The organism is Pseudomonas putida W15Oct28, assembly GCF_000708715.2.
Taxonomy (GTDB): domain Bacteria; phylum Pseudomonadota; class Gammaproteobacteria; order Pseudomonadales; family Pseudomonadaceae; genus Aquipseudomonas; species Aquipseudomonas putida_R.
In genome coordinates, this window is sequence record NZ_JENB01000003.1 from 109679 (window position 1) to 126411 (window position 16733).

At 64.7% G+C, this 16733-nt stretch carries 12 protein-coding genes; 7 read left to right on the forward strand and 5 right to left on the reverse strand.

Annotated features, from left to right (window positions below):
• The first annotated feature begins 285 nt into the window (after positions 1-285).
• Positions 286-699 carry a histone-like nucleoid-structuring protein, MvaT/MvaU family gene (locus AK81_RS02940; RefSeq protein WP_043196659.1) on the forward strand — a complete coding sequence of 138 codons (414 nt, stop codon included), beginning with the start codon at positions 286-288 and terminating at the stop codon, positions 697-699.
• Between the two features lie 311 nt (positions 700-1010).
• The gene (locus tag AK81_RS02945; RefSeq protein WP_430297584.1) at positions 1011-2300 is read left to right on the forward strand and encodes an MFS transporter; all 1290 of its coding nucleotides are present in this window, start codon (positions 1011-1013) and stop codon (positions 2298-2300) included.
• Positions 2301-2546: 246 nt separating this feature from the next.
• On the opposite strand, the gene AK81_RS02950 is transcribed toward AK81_RS02945, so the two are convergent.
• From AK81_RS02950 to AK81_RS02960, 3 genes are all read right to left on the reverse strand, one after another.
• Positions 2547-3362, reverse strand: a complete 816-nt coding sequence (locus tag AK81_RS02950) for a sugar phosphate isomerase/epimerase family protein (RefSeq protein ID WP_043196661.1) — start codon at positions 3360-3362, stop codon at positions 2547-2549.
• A 31-nt stretch (positions 3363-3393) separates the two neighbouring features.
• Positions 3394-4446: a Gfo/Idh/MocA family protein gene (locus AK81_RS02955; protein ID WP_043196662.1), complete on the reverse strand. Its 1053-nt coding sequence runs from the start codon at positions 4444-4446 to the stop codon at positions 3394-3396.
• A 140-nt stretch (positions 4447-4586) separates the two neighbouring features.
• Positions 4587-5363 (reverse strand): IclR family transcriptional regulator, encoded by a 777-nt coding sequence (locus tag AK81_RS02960; protein ID WP_043196663.1) that lies wholly within the window; start codon positions 5361-5363, stop codon positions 4587-4589.
• Positions 5364-5556: 193 nt separating this feature from the next.
• Between AK81_RS02960 and AK81_RS02965 the strand changes: the two genes are divergently transcribed.
• From AK81_RS02965 to AK81_RS27845, 5 genes are all read left to right on the forward strand, one after another.
• A complete protein-coding gene (locus AK81_RS02965) occupies positions 5557-7269 on the forward strand; it encodes an FAD-dependent oxidoreductase (protein WP_043196664.1) in 1713 nt (570 codons plus the stop codon).
• Between the two features lie 235 nt (positions 7270-7504).
• Positions 7505-8974, forward strand: a complete 1470-nt coding sequence (locus AK81_RS02970) for an aldehyde dehydrogenase family protein (protein WP_193393744.1) — start codon at positions 7505-7507, stop codon at positions 8972-8974.
• A gap of 18 nt (positions 8975-8992) precedes the next feature.
• Positions 8993-10117 (forward strand): NAD(P)-dependent alcohol dehydrogenase, encoded by a 1125-nt coding sequence (locus AK81_RS02975; RefSeq protein ID WP_043196667.1) that lies wholly within the window; start codon positions 8993-8995, stop codon positions 10115-10117.
• 60 nt (positions 10118-10177) lie between these two features.
• On the forward strand, positions 10178-11068 hold the full coding sequence (locus AK81_RS02980) for a transporter (RefSeq protein ID WP_050491831.1): 891 nt from the start codon (positions 10178-10180) through the stop codon (positions 11066-11068).
• A gap of 83 nt (positions 11069-11151) precedes the next feature.
• Positions 11152-12942 carry a sigma-54-dependent Fis family transcriptional regulator gene (locus AK81_RS27845; protein WP_081042002.1) on the forward strand — a complete coding sequence of 597 codons (1791 nt, stop codon included), beginning with the start codon at positions 11152-11154 and terminating at the stop codon, positions 12940-12942.
• Positions 12943-12945: 3 nt separating this feature from the next.
• Here the strand turns inward: AK81_RS27845 and AK81_RS02990 are convergent, their stop codons facing one another.
• Together AK81_RS02990 and AK81_RS02995 are read right to left on the reverse strand one after the other, a co-directional pair.
• A complete protein-coding gene (locus tag AK81_RS02990; RefSeq protein ID WP_043196668.1) occupies positions 12946-15834 on the reverse strand; it encodes an HD domain-containing phosphohydrolase in 2889 nt (962 codons plus the stop codon).
• Positions 15835-16102: 268 nt separating this feature from the next.
• Entirely contained in the window at positions 16103-16720 is a 618-nt protein-coding gene (locus AK81_RS02995; RefSeq protein WP_043196669.1) for a TetR/AcrR family transcriptional regulator, read from the reverse strand.
• Between the last annotated feature and the right edge of the window lie 13 nt (positions 16721-16733).

The following is a 16733-nucleotide window of genomic DNA, read 5'->3' on the forward strand; positions in this document are numbered from 1 at the left end:
GAGATCACTCCCTTAACTCTAAAACCTGTCAGTCACGTGATTGGGCCGTCTTTCGGCCCAAATACCGAGCACGTGCTCACAGGCACTATAAACCAAGGTAATCTCCTGAAACTATTAGTTCCCCCAGCGTGGGAATCCTCTTACACAAAGCTCATAAATCTAAACAACTTCACGAAGAACAAAGCCATGGTGGTCTTCCAAGAAAAATCCTTCAAATTATTTCACCGCTTGCATTTCCATTCGGCAACCACTAACACTAACCCCATCACCCGATGGAGATTAACCATGTCACGCCTCGCCGAATTCCGCGCCCTCGAGCGACTACTCGCGACCAAAAAGTCCGAACTCTCCTTCATAACAATCGACCCGCGCCTCATCCGCGAATTCGAATTCGAAAGCAAACTCCACAACCTCCTTGCCGAATATCAGTTCGATCTATCTAACATACTGACCATCCTCGAGAGTGAAATCGCAAACCGGGAGTACGATGCCTATCAACAACCGCCCCCTGTCGTATCACCCGCACGTTACAGAGCTCGGCAAAGCAAGTACTACATAAACCCTCATACCGGGGAGGAAGTAGAAGCAAAAAGCACCCTGCACAAATCGGTGCGGTTGTGGATTCAGCAGTACGGCCGCGCCGAGGTCGAAAGCTGGGCAACTGCATGGTCGGTGTGCACGCACAAACCTGGCCTGTAGCCACGCTGACCAGCACAACGATCACACCCTGCCCTGCTTGACCTGCGCCCATCAAGCAACAAGGGTCAAAGCCTTCTACCCTTTATTGGCGTGAATCCCTGCCGCGCCCACAGGGCAACGCAACCGTTCGGTAACCGAACAGTAGCCCGTCTCTCGAATTGACGCTGCCGCGTTCACTGCGCACCATGCACCGGCCTTGCGTGCCCCCCTGCCTGGGACCTGGTCACGCACCTGTAGCACCGCAGCTGAATACAATTTCAAGAAACGAGCAGTTTATGAACCACACCAAGACCACTCCCGCCGCGCCCCGGATGCACCAGGGTTCGATTGGCGACAAGCTTCGCGGCGCCTTCGGCGTCGGCAAGACCCGTTGGGGCATGCTTGCCCTGGTGTTTTTCGCCACCACCCTGAACTACATCGACCGCGCCGCCCTTGGCATCATGCAGCCCGTGCTGGCCAAGGAAATGAGCTGGACGGCGATGGACTACGCCAACATCAACTTCTGGTTCCAGGTCGGCTATGCCATCGGCTTTCTGCTGCAGGGCCGGCTGATCGACAAGGTTGGGGTAAAACGCGCCTTCTTCTTCGCCGTACTGCTGTGGAGCCTGGCCACCGGCGCCCATGGCCTGGCCACTTCGGCGGCTGGCTTCATGGTCTGCCGTTTCATCCTGGGCCTGACCGAGGCCGCCAACTACCCGGCCTGCGTGAAGACCGTGCGGTTGTGGTTCCCGGCGGGTGAGCGGGCCATTGCTACCGGCCTGTTCAACGCCGGCACCAACGTCGGCGCCATGGTCACCCCGGCCCTGCTGCCGCTGATCCTCGCCGTGTGGGGCTGGCAGGCAGCGTTCATCGCCATGGGCAGCCTGGGCCTGGTGTGGGTGGTGTTCTGGGTGTTGAAGTACTACAACCCTGAAGACCACCCCAGCGTGCGCCAGAGTGAGGTGCAGTACATCCAGCAGGATGACGAGCCCGAGCCGACCCGCGTGCCGTTCAGCCGTATTTTGCGCCTGCGTGGCACCTGGGCTTTTGCGGTGGCCTATGCGATTACTGCGCCGGTGTTCTGGTTCTACCTGTACTGGCTGCCGCCGTTTCTCAACCAGCAATACAGCCTGGGCATCAACGTGACCCAGATGGGCATCCCGCTGATCATCATCTGGCTGACGGCGGACTTTGGCAGCATCGGCGGCGGCATCCTGTCGTCCTGGCTGATCGGCCGTGGCGTGCGGGCGACCACTGCGCGGCTGATGTCGATGCTGATCTTTGCCTGCACCATGGTCAGCGTCGTCTTTGCCGCCAACGCCAGTGGCCTGTGGGTCGCTGTGGCCGCCATCTCACTGGCGGTCGGCGCCCATCAGGCGTGGACAGCGAACATCTGGAGCCTGGTGATGGACTACACGCCCAAGCACCTGGTGAGCACGGTGTTCGGCTTCGGCAGCATGTGCGCGGCGATTGGCGGGATGTTCATGACGCAGATCGTCGGCAGCGTGCTGACCGCCACCAACAACAACTATGCCGTGTTGTTCACGATGATTCCGGCCATGTATTTCCTGGCGCTGGTGTGGATGTACTTCATGGCACCGCGCACTGTCGAAAGCGCCTGAGGGCGCTAGCCACTTACCTCTACGGGGCCCTTGCGGGCCCTTTTTTTGGTCTGGTGATCAGGCCGTAACAGCGCGTTTTCTGTCGGGGCAGCGTCGATTGCAAGGGCAAACACAAGCCCTGTAGGAGCAGCCTTGTGCTGCGAAGAGGCCATTGCAGCCGAAGATAATCTTTAGCCTTACCGGCCTCTTCGCAGCACAAGGCTGCTCCTACAGGGTGAAGCGGTTGACTGAGTGATGGTTCCGAAATCAGACGGCGGCCAGCACCGCCTTGGCCTTCTCCAGCGCCATGCGCGCGCGCTGTTCGCCGCTGATGCCTTGCTCCAGCAACTGCCGTGTGGGGATTTCCAGGCTCAGGGGTACGGTTGGCGGCAGGCCGCGCAGCAGGCTGACCAGGTCGGCATCGCCGTCACCCGGGAAGCGCCGCTCGTTACGCGCCTGGCGCAGGATCTCGTCCATGTCGGCCGGTACCGGGCCGGCGACGTCGCACAGCTGGGCGTAGCGCATGCGCTGCGGCGCCAGTTGTGCCAGGTCGTCCAGCGAAGACCCGGAGCGATTGAAGTGGAAGGCATCCACCAGTACGCAGCCATTGCTGCGGTCGGCGTTTGCTACCACCCGCATAGCCTGGCTAAGGTCGCGCACATCGGTCCAGGGCATGAACTCAAGATGCGGGTAAATGCCGTACCCCGCCGCCAGGTCACACAACGCGGCAAAGCGCTCGGTCAGACGGGCTTCATCCGGGTCGTTGCCGGCCACCAGCAGCTCTGTGCCACCTAGCTCGGCGCCCACGGCCAGAATCGGTTCGAAATCAGCCACGCAGGTTTCCGGCTTCAGGCGGAGTATTTCCAGGTCGAGCACCTTGATACCGGTGTCGCGCAGGCGCGCCTGGGTTTGTCGGCGCAGGTCGGCGTCGGCCACCAAGGGGAAGTGCTGCTCCTGTTCGGTGGCCGGCACCAGGCGCAGGCCAACGTGGCTGTAACCGGCGCGGGCAGCTGCCTCGACCATGTCCGGCGGGGACAGTTCGAGCACCGTCAGGGCGGCAAGGGAGAAAATTCGATCAGTCATTGTTCGTCACCAAAAGTAAGTCAAGGTCGGCTTAGGCAATCTGCTCGGGGGCACAGGCCCGGCCACTTTCCGCCGCCTGGCGGATGGCTTCGATCAGCGCCAGCGTGCGGCCACCGTCGGCAGCGTCGATCAGCGGCGCCTGCTCACCGCGGGCAACCCGCACGAAATGCTGCAACTGCAGGGTCAACGCCTCGCCGTCAGGAATGGTTTCTTCGCTCTGCAGCAGCGGCGTGTGCCAGCCCGACCCCGCCTCGGCGTAGTGCCAGCGCTTGAGCTGGGGAATGCTCAGCGCCCCTTGGGTGCCGGCCAGCAGGTAGCAGGGCTGGCCCTCCTGACGCGGGTATATCGGGCTTTCGCCGGAGTCCAGCTCCCAGCTCCACGGCGCGGCCACCGCGTCGGAGCCGGTCAGGCTGCCCAACGCACCGTTGGCAAACTGCAACAGCACCGCGGCGCTGTCTTCGTTGGCAAACCCGCGTACATCGTTACGGGTGAACGCCTGCACCTGTACCACCTCGCCGCACAGATGGCGCAGCAGGTCGAGGTCGTGGATCAGGTTGGTCAGCAAGAAGCCGGCCCCCGGCTCCCGGCGCCATGGGGTTTCGAAGTAGCTGTCTGGTTTTTGCAGCTGCCACAGTGCGGTGACATTGATCAGCCGGCCCAGCTTGCCGTCGGCAATCACCTGGTGCGCCTTGGCGATCAGTGGATTGTGCCGCCGGTGATGGCCGACCAGCACTGGCACACCCCGGCTGCGCGATGCCTCTACCAACGCACGGACTTCATCCAGGTGCACGCCCACCGGCTTCTCGACCAGCACTGGCACGCCGGCCTCGATGCAATCCAGCGCGGTAGCCACATGCAGGTTGTTCGGGTTGGCAACGATTACCGCCTCGGGGCGCACACGCTCCAGCATCTGCCGGTGGTCGGCAAAACAGGGCACGCCGCATTCGGCGGCAAAAGCCTCAGCCTGCGGGCCGGGGTCGGCCACCGCACACAGTTGGGCTTGCGGCACATTGCGCAAGTGCTGGTAGTGCTGGCGGCCCATGATGCCGGCGCCGATCAAGGCAATACGAAGGGGTGCGTTCAACAGCCTGTCCTCTTGTCATTGTTGTTGTGCCGATTCTGAAACCATATTCCAGAATCAACACTCGACAATTTAGAACCAAGTTCAGCTTTTCAGAAGAACCGGCAGAACAGAATGTGCGGTAATCGACCAGTAATGCGCCTTCAGGCAAACAATTCGCTTGCCCGGCTGGCTGCGGACAACTCTTGCGCCGCTGCCAGCAACAGCGGCGCCAGCTCTGCCAGGCGGCTTGGCGCCATGCGTGCGCTGGGCCCGGCGATGCTCAATACGCCGATCACCTCGTCCGTTTGCGGGCGACGCACCACGGCCGCCAGGGCCGAGGTACCGATGGCCGAGGTTTCCTCCACCCAGGCATAACCCTGCTCGCGGGCGCGGTGCAGGTAGGCGAGCAGCGCGTCGGTGGAACGTGGTGCGTTGGGGCCGAACTGCGCAGGGTCGGCAATGCCCTGGCGCAACACCATCTGCAGCGCCTGCTCATCGTCCAGGCTGGCCAGCCAGGCATGCCCGGAGGCGGTGTAGAACAGTGGCGCATCGCGGCCCATGTCCGGGTCGTAACGCAGCCCGGAGCGGGCGCCCTGGGACTTGGCGATCCAGGTCTGGCGGGCACCGTCTATCACGCCAAGGCGCACCAGTTCGCCGCTGTCCTGGGCCAGGCGGTCGAGAATCGGCTGGATGATGTCGGCACCGTTGCTGGACAGGTAACGAAAGCCCATGGCCACCAGCTTGGCCGACAGCTGGTAGCGGCTGTTGTCGCGGTTCTGCCGCACGTAGCCCAGCCGCACCAGCTCGGTGAGCATGCGGTGGGCCGCGCTCTTGGGAATGTCCAGGCGCTCGGCCAGGGTTTGCAAGGGCAGCCCCTGGGGTTCACCGGTAAGGCTTTCTACAAGACTGAAGGCGCGTTCGATCTGACTACCAGCCATGACACAGGTCCCTGAATTTTTGCGGATTCTAGAAGATGATTCCATATGAATGGTAGAGGGCGCAGCCAGGACACCGTGAAATGTCCGGTTATCGCCCAGTAGTTGCCCTGCCAGGCTGCCATGCCCTTGCGGGCTGAAGCACTGCAGATAAAAATGTGGAACCTTGTTCTAATAACAAAACAGGAACGCCGCAATGCCTTCTGCTGCTCTCGATAGCGAATACGATGTACTGGTCATAGGCTCCGGCGCCGCCGGGCTGGCTGCGGCCGTGACGGCTGCCTGGCATGGGCAGAAGGTGATCGTGCTGGAGAAAGAGGCCGTGTTTGGCGGCGCCACTGCCTGGTCCGGCGGCTGGGCCTGGGTACCACGCAACCCGTTGGCACAGCGGGCCGGCATTGTCGAAGACATCGAGCAGCCACGCACCTACCTGCGCAATGAACTGGGGGCGAATTACAACGCCGAGCGTGTGGATGCCTTCCTCGAAGCCTGCCCGCATATGGTGGCGTTCTTCGAAAAACACACAGCGCTGCAGTTTGCCGACGGCAATGGCATCCCGGACATGCATGGCGACACACCCGGTGCGGCCCAGGGCGGGCACCAGGTGATTGCCGCGCCGTACGACGCCCGCCAGGTTGGCGCGTTGCTGCCGCGTTTACGCAAGACCCTGCGCGAAACGTCGTTCATGGGCATGCCGATCATGGCCGGCACCGACCTGGCCGCCTTCCTCAACATGACCCGCTCGCCCAAGGCCTTGCTGCATGTGTGCAAGCGCTTTGGCCGCCACCTGTATCACCTGGCCCGGCATGGCCGGGCGATGCACCTGGTCAACGGCGTGGCATTGGTGGCGCGCCTGGCCAAGTCGGCACAAGACCTGGGCGTGCACCTGCAGGAGTCGGCACCGGCCAAACGCCTGCTGATCGAAGAGGGCCAGGTACGCGGGGTGCTGGTGGGCACACCGCAGGGCGATCGGCAGATTCGGGCCAAGGCCGTGGTACTCGCGGCCGGTGGTTTCCCCAACGACAACGCCCGGCGCCAGCAGCTTTTCCCGCGTGATGCCAGCGGCCACGACAACCTGGCCCTGCCGCCGCAGGGTTGTTCCGGTGACGGGCTGCGCCTGGGCGAGTCCGCTGGTGGCGTGGTTGCCACCGACCTGAAGTCGCCCGTGGCCTGGGCACCGGTTTCACAGGTGCCGCACCGTGACGGCAGCGTCGGCCACTTCCCGCACATCATCGAGCGCGGCAAGCCCGGCATCATTGGTGTGCTGGCCAACGGCAAGCGCTTTGTCAACGAAGCGCATGGCTATTACGACTATGTGTCAGCGATGGTCGCGGCGGTGCCGTCGGACGAGGAAGTGTGCTCGTGGCTGGTCTGCGACCACCGCTTCTTGCGCCGCTATGGCCTGGGTTATGCCCGCCCGGCACCACTGCCGGTAGGGCCGCATGTGCGCAACGGCTACCTCAAGCGCGGCGCCACGCTCGAACAACTCGCCCAGGCTTGTGGCATCGACCCGTCCGGGTTACGCGCCACGGTCGATGGCTTCAACAGCCACGCCCGCAACGGCCAGGACCCGGCATTCGGCCGTGGCTCCACACCGTTCAACCGCAAACAGGGCGACCCGCAGCACAAAGGGCCCAACCCTTGTGTAGCGCCCATCGAGCATGGGCCGTTCTATGCGGTGAAGGTGAAGCCTGGCTGCTTTGGCACCTTTGCCGGGCTGCGCACCGATGGCAATGCCCGCGTGCTGGACGAGGCCGGGCAGCCGATCCCGGGGCTGTATGCGGCAGGTACCGACATGGCCAGCGTGTTTGGTGGCTGGTACCCGTCGGGTGGCATCAACCTTGGCCCGGCGCTGACCTTTGGTTATGTGGCCGGGCGGCACATTGCCGGGGTGCAAGGGTACGAGTGAGGTACGCCGAAAGGTTTGTGCCGCCTATGAAATCGAGCGCCGCCCGCGCGGCGCTCGATCTCATAGGCGGCACAAACCTCAAGGCGTACTGCCTGTGTCCAGAAAATGAACACCCGCAAAACCGGCGATTGTTCAAGATGTGAACACACCCTCGCCCCTAGCCCCGGTATTCAGCACCCGCACCACCTTGGCATGCCCTCTGCAACAAGCATCCGTGAACACAACAACACACAGGATGCTTTGCGTGAATACCTTACTGCCCAACGAACTCTGGAATGAGCGGCTGTTCACCGGTACCTGGGTACCCGGGGAGCTGCCCGCCACCGTGATTACCTCCCCTGGCAATGGCCAGCCACTGGGCACCTTGGCCAATGCCGGTGCCAAGCAAGTGGAGCAAAGTGCCCGCGAAGCCGTCACGGCCCAGCGCACCTGGTATGCCCTGCCCTACGATGAACGTGCCAGGGTCCTGCGCAAGGCCGCCGCCATCGCCGAGCAGTACCAGGCGGAGATCGCCGACTGGATCGTCCACGAAAGTGGCTCTACCCAGGCCAAGGCCGGCTTTGAAACGTCCATCACCATCAAGTCACTGCACGAGGCCTGCGCCCTGCCCTCGCGCAGTCAGGGCGAGGTACTGCCTTCGACCGCTGGCCGCCTGAGCATCGCCCGACGTCGGCCGCTGGGCGTGATCGGGGTGATCTCGCCGTTCAACTTTCCGCTGTACCTGGCCATGCGTGCCGTTGCCCCGGCGCTGGCCACCGGCAATGCGGTGGTGCTCAAGCCCGACCCGCGCACCGCCGTATGCGGCGGCTATGCAATCGCCCGCATCTTCGAGCTGGCTGGCTTGCCGGCAGGCGTGCTGCATGTGCTGCCGGGCGGCGCAGAGGCCGGGGCGGCGCTGACGGCTTCACCCAGCGTGGCGATGATCCAGTTCACCGGCTCCACCGCCGCCGGCCGCAAGGTGGGCGAGGCCGCCGGCCGCCACCTGAAAAAGGTCTCGCTCGAACTGGGTGGCAAGAACTCGCTGATCATCCTCGACGACGCTGACCTGGACCTGGCCATCGCCAACGCCACCTGGGGGGTGTACCTGCACCAGGGGCAGATCTGCATGTCGACCGGCCGGGTGCTGGTGCAACGGGGCATCTATGACGCCTTCGTCGAACGCCTGGTGGCCAAGGCACGCAGCCTGACCGTGGGCGACCCGGCCAGCGGCCAGGTGCACCTGGGCCCGCTGATCAACGCGGCCCAGCGTGACAACGCCTTGCGCATCGTCGACGCCGCACGTGCTGCCGGGGCAACACTGGCCACCGGCGGTTCGGCTGACGGGCTGTTCTTCCAGCCGACCGTGCTCAGCGACGTGCAGCGCGACAACCCGGCATTCCACGAAGAGATCTTCGGCCCCGTGGCGGTGGTGGTGCCATTCGACAGCGATGAGCAGGCCGTGGAACTGGCCAACGACACTGACTACGGGCTGAGCGCCGCCATCCTGTCGCGCGATACCGGCCGCGCCTTGCGCCTGGGCGAGCAATTGCGCACCGGGCTGCTGCACATCAACGACCAGACCGTCAACGACGAGGTCATCAACCCCTTCGGCGGCGTCGGCGCCTCCGGCAACGGCACCAGCATCGGTGGCGCCGCCAACTGGGAAGAGTTTACCCAATGGCAATGGCTGACCCTCAAGGGCGAAGCACCTGCCTACCCCCTGTAACCCCGGAGAACAATAACAATGACAACACCTCTTTTGCGCCCTATTCAGGCTGCCGTAACCCGTGGCAAAGGTGCCCCCTTCGTGCTGGAGCAAGCGCGCATTCGCGCGCCGCAAGGTGACGAAGTGCTGGTGCGTATCGTTGCCACCGGCATGTGCCACACCGACATGATCGTGCGCGACCAGTATTACCCGGTACCACTGCCGGCGGTGCTGGGGCACGAAGGCTCGGGCATCGTCGAGGCCGTTGGCCCGCTGGTGCAAAACCTGGCCGTGGGCGACCACGTGGTGATGACCTACGGCTACTGCGGCCACTGCCTGGCCTGCGATGCCGGCCAGGCCGCCTACTGCCAGGACTTCTTCGGGCGCAATTTCAGTGGTGCAGGCCCCGACGGCCAGCATGCCCTGCAAGACGTAGAGGGCCAGGCCCTGAATGACCACTTCTTCGCCCAGTCGTCTTTTGCCACCTACGCATTAGGGCGCGAGAACAACACCGTGCGCGTGCCCAAGGAAGCACCCATCGAGCTGCTTGGCCCACTGGGCTGCGGTATCCAGACGGGCGCTGGCGCTGTGATCAACTCGCTGAAAGTAACGCCCGGCAGCGCCTTTGCGGCCTTCGGCGGCGGTGCAGTGGGCCTCTCGGCTGTGCTGGCCGCGCAAGTGGCAGGGGCTGCAACCATCATCGCGGTCGACGTGGTGCCTTCGCGCCTGGCATTGGCCCTGGAGCTGGGTGCCACCCACGTGGTCAACAGCCGCGAGGCCGACCCGGTGGCCGCCATCCGCGAAATCACCGGCGGCGGCGTGCAGTTCGCCCTGGAGTCCACCGGGCGCCCGGAAGTGCTGCGCCAGGCCGTGGATGCCCTTGGCAGCCGTGGCGCGCTCGGGGTGGTCGGCGCACCGCCGCTGGGCACGACGGCGCAGTTCGACGTCAACGACCTGCTGCTGGGCGGCAAGGTCATCCGCGGCATCGTCGAAGGTGACAGCGTGCCGAAAAAGTTCATCCCCGAGCTGGTCAACCTGTACCTGCAGGGGCGCTTCGCCTTCGACAAGCTGGTCCGCTTCTACGACTTCGAGCAAATCAACCAGGCCGCCGAGGACAGCGAAAAAGGCCTGACCCTCAAACCGATCATCCGCATCCAGAAGTAAGCCTCAGGGGGCAGCCGCGCGCTGCCCCCGCCCTATAACAAGAACAAGGGAAACCCTGTCATGACTAAACACTCCAGCCTTGCCTGGGGCACGCTGGCCTGCGCGCTGGTTTCGGTCAAGGCCCTGGCCGTCGATGTGAATGCCGGCGACTACACCGCGCTGCCGCCGGGCACCAACGTCGCTGCCTGGTACCAGCAATTCAGCCGTGCCGACCGCTTCAACGGCGACGGTGCGCCCGACGCCAGGCACGACACCCGCCTGCGGTCCAACATCAGCATCCTGCGCCTGATCCACTTCACCGAAATCGGCGGGATCACGGTAGACCCGCAAATCCTGCTGCCCTTTGGCCATGTCTACGACGTGAAGGTTGCCGGGCAGCCGCTGGGCAGCAACAGCGGCATGGCCGACCCGATCATCGGCGCGACGTTCTGGTTGGTTAACCAGCCAGGTGTGGGCGCCAGCGGCCGCTACTTCGGCATTACCCCGCTGCTGTACCTGCCGTGGGGGCAGTACGACCGCGACGCCGGTGTGAACCTGGGCGAAAACCGCTGGAAAGCCGACCTGCAGCTGGGCTGGGTAGAGCCGCTGTGGGGCCGATGGTCGATGGAGTGGTACGCCGATGCGGTGTTTTATGGCAGCAACGACAAGGCAGGCAGTGGCAGCCAGACCTTGCGCCAGGACACGACCTACCAGCTGCAGACCAACCTGCGCTATGACTTCAACCCGGCCCAGCGCCTGGCCTTGGGCTTCTCCGCCAGTGATGGCGGCAAGCAGCACCTGTCGGGCGACTACACCGGGCAGAAGACCGAGTTGCAGCAAGTGCGCCTGGAGTTCCAGCAGATGGTCGGCGGCAGCGTGCAGCTGAGCGGCCAGCTGACCCACGACACCCGTGTGGTCGGTGGCTTCCAGGAGGACACCGGGGTCAACCTGCGGGCGCTGCTGCTGTTCTGATGCCCGGCAGCCTTGACGCGCTGCTGACAGCGGCGCAACTTGCGCAGTCAGTAGCGTGCCGCCAACCCTCACAAGGTGTACCCATGGATCGCCTACAGCTTCAGTTGCACAGCGCCCGCCAGCAGTTTGCCGAAGGCTTGCCGTTGCCCGCCGGGTTGCTGCCCGAACCTATCGAACGCTCGTGGGAGCGTTCCAGGGCCGCCGGGCTCAGCCCGTGGCAGCCGCGCCTGGCACGCGGGCAGCTGGATGTGCAGCCACTGACCGATGCCGACACCCAGCTGGCCGCCTGCGTGCAGCCAGAGCTGGAGCGCTTGTGGGAGCTGATTGGCGACTCCCACTGGATGCTGTTTTGCGTCAACCCGGACAACCGCATCGTCCAGACGCGCAAGCCGACGGGGATCGACAGCCCCCTGTCGGCCCTGCATGCCGGGCGCCGGGTGAGCGAGGTGGACGTTGGCACCACCGCTCCGGCCTGCACGCTGATGGACGGTTTGCCGGCCATCGTTGCCGGCAACCAGCATTACCTGCAGGAGTTTGCCCGGTTTTTCTGTGTCAGCGTGCCGTTGCGCGGGGTGGATGGCGAGCTGCTCGGGGCGCTGGACCTGACCGGCATCGGCACGCGCAATGCCGGGGCCATGCTTGAGCGCCTGAAGCATGCGGCACTGGCCACCGAGAACAACTTCTTCCTCGGCTTGCCGGACTGCCGCATTCTGGAACTGCAACACGACCCCAGGCTGCTCGGCTCGCCGCTGCAGGCGCTGCTGGCCGTGCGCGACGATGGCACGCTGTACGCAGCCAACCGCGCCGCCCAACAGCTATTGGGCGTGCACAGCTACCGCCCTGAAGGGCTGACCCTTGAAGACGTATTCGACCGCCCCAGCCATAGCGGCGTGGACGGTTCGCCACAGCTGCTGGCCTTGGCCGATGGCTCACGCCTGTACGGCAGGCTGTTGGCACGGCCCGAGGCCAAGCCGCGGCCGCTGCGTGCCAGCCGCACCGCACTGGGCAGTGACCGGCGGGTAAACGCCCGCTTCGATGACGCCTGCAAGGCCGTAGCCGGCAACCTGCCGGTGCTGATCACCGGGCCGACCGGTTCCGGCAAGGAGGTGTTCGCCAAGGCACTGCATGAACACTGCTGTGCCCATGCCCCCTTCGTCGCGATCAACTGCGCCGCCCTGCCCGAGAGCCTGATCGAAGCCGAACTGTTCGGCTACACCGAGGGCAGCTTCACCGGTGCCCGCAAAGGCGGCGCCATGGGCCTGCTGGAGTCGGCCGGGGACGGTGTCCTGCTGCTCGACGAAATCGGCGACATGCCGCTGGCCCTGCAAAGCCGGTTGCTGAGGGCGCTGCAAGAACGGCAGATCACCCGCATTGGCAGCACCACCGCAGTGCCGTTGAAGGCGCACATCGTTGCGGCCACCCACAAGGACCTGGGTGCTCTGGTGGCCAGCGGCGGCTTCCGCGAAGACCTGTTCTACCGCCTGGATGGCCTGCGCGTCGCCCTGCCCGCCCTGGAGCAACGGCTGGACAAGCAACAGCTGATCGATGCCTTCTTCCAGCGCCCGGGCTTCCCGCCACTACAGGCCGAGGCCAGGCGCCGGCTGCAGGCCTATCACTGGCCGGGCAACCTGCGGCAACTGGACAACGTGGCGCGGCTGGTCGGCGTGCTGGCCGCTGGCGAGCCGTGCATCAGCGTGCTGCACCTGCCAGACGACCTGCAGGGCCAGGCAGCCGCTGCGCCACACTCGCTTTCAGACGCCACGCAGGATGCCATCGAGCGCGCCTTGCTGGCCCATGCAGGCAATGTCAGTGCCGCCGCCAAGGCGCTGGGCATTTCCCGCACCACCTTGTACAAGCGCCTGGGTACGCGCTAGTACTCAGGCCGGGCAGCGCATCTGTGCCAGCCAGTACGGCACATCGACCTCGTCGATCTGCTCGGCGCGCAGGAAACGCTCGGCATACTGGTGGTACACCCCGCTGCTGAGGAACAGTTGCAGCAGTTGCCCGTCGATGTGCCTGTCGCGGGCCATGTACACCAGGATTTTCACCGATTCGGACAGGGTCTTCGGTGGCTTGTACGGCCGGTCTGCCGCCGTCAGCGCCTCGAAGATGTCGGCAATCGCCATTACCCGTTCGGCAATGCCCAGGTCTTGCTCGCCCAGCCGGCGCGGGTAACCGCTGCCATCCATCTTCTCATGGTGGTTGCCGGCAATGGCCAGTACCCGTTTCAGCTGACGCGGAAACGGCAGCGAGCTGAGCATGATGATGGTCTGCACGATGTGCTCATTGATCTTGAAGCGCTCTTCGTCATTCAGCGTGCCCCGCCGGATCGACAGGTTGTACAGCTCGCCGTGGTCGCTGGCATGGGCTGGCAGGCGCATGTCGAAACCCCAGTGGTTGCGCGGGTCGCCCTTGGCCACCGGTGGTTTGCGCTCACCCCAGGGCACGCGGTGCTCAGGCCGGTCGGCCAGCAGGGGTTCGTCTACCGGCAATGCAGGTTGCGGTAAACCTGCAAAGCGCTCGGCCTCGTCGCGGGAAACGCCCAGGCGGTTGTCGAAGTGACGCTGCCAGCGACGCTGGCCAATCTGCTGCAGGCGCTCGATGTCGGCGTCCTGCATGAACTCGCCGCCGATGTTGGCCTGGGCGACGAAGGCGAAGTCAGCCTGCAACCGGGCCTGGCTTTGTACCAGGCTGGCTTGCAGCGCCCGCTGATCGGCACCGCTGGCCAGGCCTTGCCAGTAGGCAAGCTCGGCATCGCGCCACAGCACTTCAAAGCGCATGCGCACCTCGTGAATGCGGTTGTACAGGGTTTCCAGCTTTGTCGCCTTGTCCACCACGTACTCGGGGCTGGTGACCTTGCCACAATCGTGCAGCCAGGCCGCCACGCGGAATTCGTAGCGCTCGGCCTCGGTCATGCTGAAGCTGGCATAGGGGCCGCTGTCGGCGGCGACGACCTGGTCCAGCAGCATCTGCGCCAGCTGCGGCACCCGCTCGCAATGGCCGCCGGTATAGGGGCTTTTGGCATCGATGGCGTCGGCCAGCAGCTTGATCATGGCATCCATCAGGCGTTGCTGGGCTTCGACCAGTTGGCGCGTCTCGATGGCCACAGCCACCACACCCGACAGCTCCTCCACAAACTGCCGGAACGGCTGGCCCAGCTGGTCGCGCGCCTGTGCATCGTCCAGTTGCAGCACCAGAATGCCCAACAGCGCCTGGCTACGGTCATTCAGCACCACGGCCAGGCTGCGCTCGTGGAGGCCGAGGGCTTGGTTCACGGCAGCGGCCAGCGTGGGCCGGGCAGCTTCATCCACGGCCAGCTCGGCCGGGTACTGCTCACCCCGGCAGGACGCGGCCAGGCGCAACAGCGCGTGCTCGGCGTCAAACAGGTACACCACACCGGCATCGGCCCCGGCAGCCTCCACCAGGTGGGTGAGTACGCCATCGAGCATGTGCTCCAGGTCGCGCTCGCGACTGAGTGCGAGGGTAATGGCCTGAAAGCTGCGGATGGTGCCAGACATGCGGCTCAGCACATGGCTCAGTTCGCGTACTTCGGTCACCCGCGACTTCACACCCACTTCACGGCTGAAGTCGAAGCCGGCCAGGCCTTGTACCTGCTCGGCCAGCAACTTCAACGGGCGACCGATGCGCCGCCCAAGTACCCCGCCGAGCACCAGCAGCACGGCCATCAGCGCAGCGGTCCAGAGCAACTGCTCGAACAATACCTTGCGCGCACCGGCCAGCAATTCATTGCCCGGCACGGCAATCAGCACCTGCAGGTCCTGCCCGGCCAGGCTGGTCAGCGGGATGCGCATGCCATACCAGGTCTGCCCCTCCACCTGATAGGGGTGTGCCCGAGTGCCTTGCTGCTGGTCAGCGTAAAGGTGCTGCAGGCTTGCGACGCCCAGCTCGCCGATACGCGACAGGCGCACGCCCTGCCCTTCATGCACGATCACCCGCTGCAAGTCCGGGTAGGCCACCACGCTGCCCTGTTCGTCGACCACAGCAATCTCGGTGCCGGGGGTGATGCGCAGGCCCTGGGTTTCGCTGGCCAGGTCGTTGACCGAAACATCCATGCCGATCACCGCCCCACCGTCAACGCTGCGCTGCGCCATGGTCAGGCCGATCTCGCGGGTGGTGAAAAACACATAGGGCGGGGTCAGCGCGGTACCGGGCTGTGCGCTAGCCTCGGCGAACCACGGGCGCGTGCGCGGGTCGTAGCGGTATTCGGGTTTGGCCTGGGCTTGCAACAGGTTCAACGCCCGGTCGTAGTAGCGCCACTCCCCCTGCACCACCCCGCCTTCACCCCGGCTGACACTCTGCACCAGAAACACCGTGCCCGGCGGTGCGGCATAGCGCTGCCGCAACTGTGGGTCACGCAGCCGACGCACCAACAGGAAATCACCTTGGGTGGAGCCCATGTAGGCAGCACTGAGCATGCGGTTGGCATCCAGGGTCTCGACCAGCTGTGGCAGCCTTGCCAAGCGCTGTGCCTGGGTATGTGCAGCGGGGTTGTGCGCCAGCAGGCGGATGCTGCTTTGCGCCGGGTCGATCAGGCGCCGGGCGCGTTCGTCGATGGTCTTGCCAACCTGTTGGGCGGCATCGCCGGCGGCGGCTACCAGGGTCTGGCGAATGCCGCGATAACCCTGCCAGGCCAGGGCGGCGCCGAGCAACAGCATGCCCAGCACGATGGCCAGCGCTATCAGCCATTGCAGCGAGATGCCACGCCCGGCTTTACCGGCAACACGGCCATTCGACACGCAGCCCATTCCAGGTACTCCATGTGTGGCACATTGCCTTGGCTGATATCCGGAGCAGTGTAGAGTGCGGGGGGGATTTCTGCCGGGTTGGCGAAAAAAAACGTGGGGTTGAGGTGTCAGGTGCTTGCCCTAACACAGGCAGCGCCTGATCAGGCCTCTTCGCGGGCTCGCCCGCTCCCACAGCGGTGAACTGCCCTCTGGTGTGACTCGGTTCCTGTGGGAGCGGGTTTACCCGCGAACACCGGCGCAGCCGGTGCCATGCCACCTTGCAGCCGCATCAACTGCGCCCGCGCTGCTCCAGCATGACCAGCGCGCCAACAATCAGCGCCTGCATGCCCTCCTGCAACTCCACTTCCATCTCCGATTCTTCGCCAGCCCGGTCGGCCTCCAGCAGCGGCTCGCGCCCCGACACCGTGTACACCGTGTCGGCCACCGCAAAGCCATGGAACGCCACCGTCGACAACAACCAGCGCGCCTGCTCCAGGCTCAGGCCGTAGGCCTGGGCGATGTGTGCCTGGTGGTCGTTGATCTTGTCGATCATCGCTTCTGTCGCCGCCAGCCTGCGGATCACATACGGCGTCAACCCCGGGTGCGCTTTGACGAATGCCTGGACCGACGCGGCAAAGCGCGTCAGGTAAGCCTGCAACCCTTCTGCACAATCCCCGCCTGCCGTAGGGATCTGCCAGCGCTGGAAAACCTCCTCGGCCACCAGGCACTTGAGCGCTTCGATGTTTGGCACGTGCTTGTACAGCGCCATGTGGCTTACGCCCAACGCAGCGGCCACACCCACGAAGGTGAGGTTGGGCAGACCGATGGCGACGCTCACGTCGGCAATCCGTTCACGGGTGATGGTGCGAGGGCGACCGCGTCCGGGTGTGCGTTGTGGTGGTTGCATCGGTTCCTCCAGG

Coding starts and splice junctions, on each gene's coding strand:
- AK81_RS02945 (WP_430297584.1), top strand. CDS start 1,011: ATGCACCAGGGTTCGATTGGCGACAAGCTTCGCGGCGCCTTCGGCGTC.
- AK81_RS02950 (WP_043196661.1), bottom strand. CDS start 3,362: ATGACTGATCGAATTTTCTCCCTTGCCGCCCTGACGGTGCTCGAACTG.
- AK81_RS02940 (WP_043196659.1), top strand. CDS start 286: ATGTCACGCCTCGCCGAATTCCGCGCCCTCGAGCGACTACTCGCGACC.
- AK81_RS27845 (WP_081042002.1), top strand. CDS start 11,152: ATGGATCGCCTACAGCTTCAGTTGCACAGCGCCCGCCAGCAGTTTGCC.
- AK81_RS02960 (WP_043196663.1), bottom strand. CDS start 5,363: ATGGCTGGTAGTCAGATCGAACGCGCCTTCAGTCTTGTAGAAAGCCTT.
- AK81_RS02965 (WP_043196664.1), top strand. CDS start 5,557: ATGCCTTCTGCTGCTCTCGATAGCGAATACGATGTACTGGTCATAGGC.
- AK81_RS02995 (WP_043196669.1), bottom strand. CDS start 16,720: ATGCAACCACCACAACGCACACCCGGACGCGGTCGCCCTCGCACCATC.
- AK81_RS02975 (WP_043196667.1), top strand. CDS start 8,993: ATGACAACACCTCTTTTGCGCCCTATTCAGGCTGCCGTAACCCGTGGC.
- AK81_RS02980 (WP_050491831.1), top strand. CDS start 10,178: ATGACTAAACACTCCAGCCTTGCCTGGGGCACGCTGGCCTGCGCGCTG.
- AK81_RS02990 (WP_043196668.1), bottom strand. CDS start 15,834: ATGGGCTGCGTGTCGAATGGCCGTGTTGCCGGTAAAGCCGGGCGTGGC.
- AK81_RS02970 (WP_193393744.1), top strand. CDS start 7,505: ATGCTTTGCGTGAATACCTTACTGCCCAACGAACTCTGGAATGAGCGG.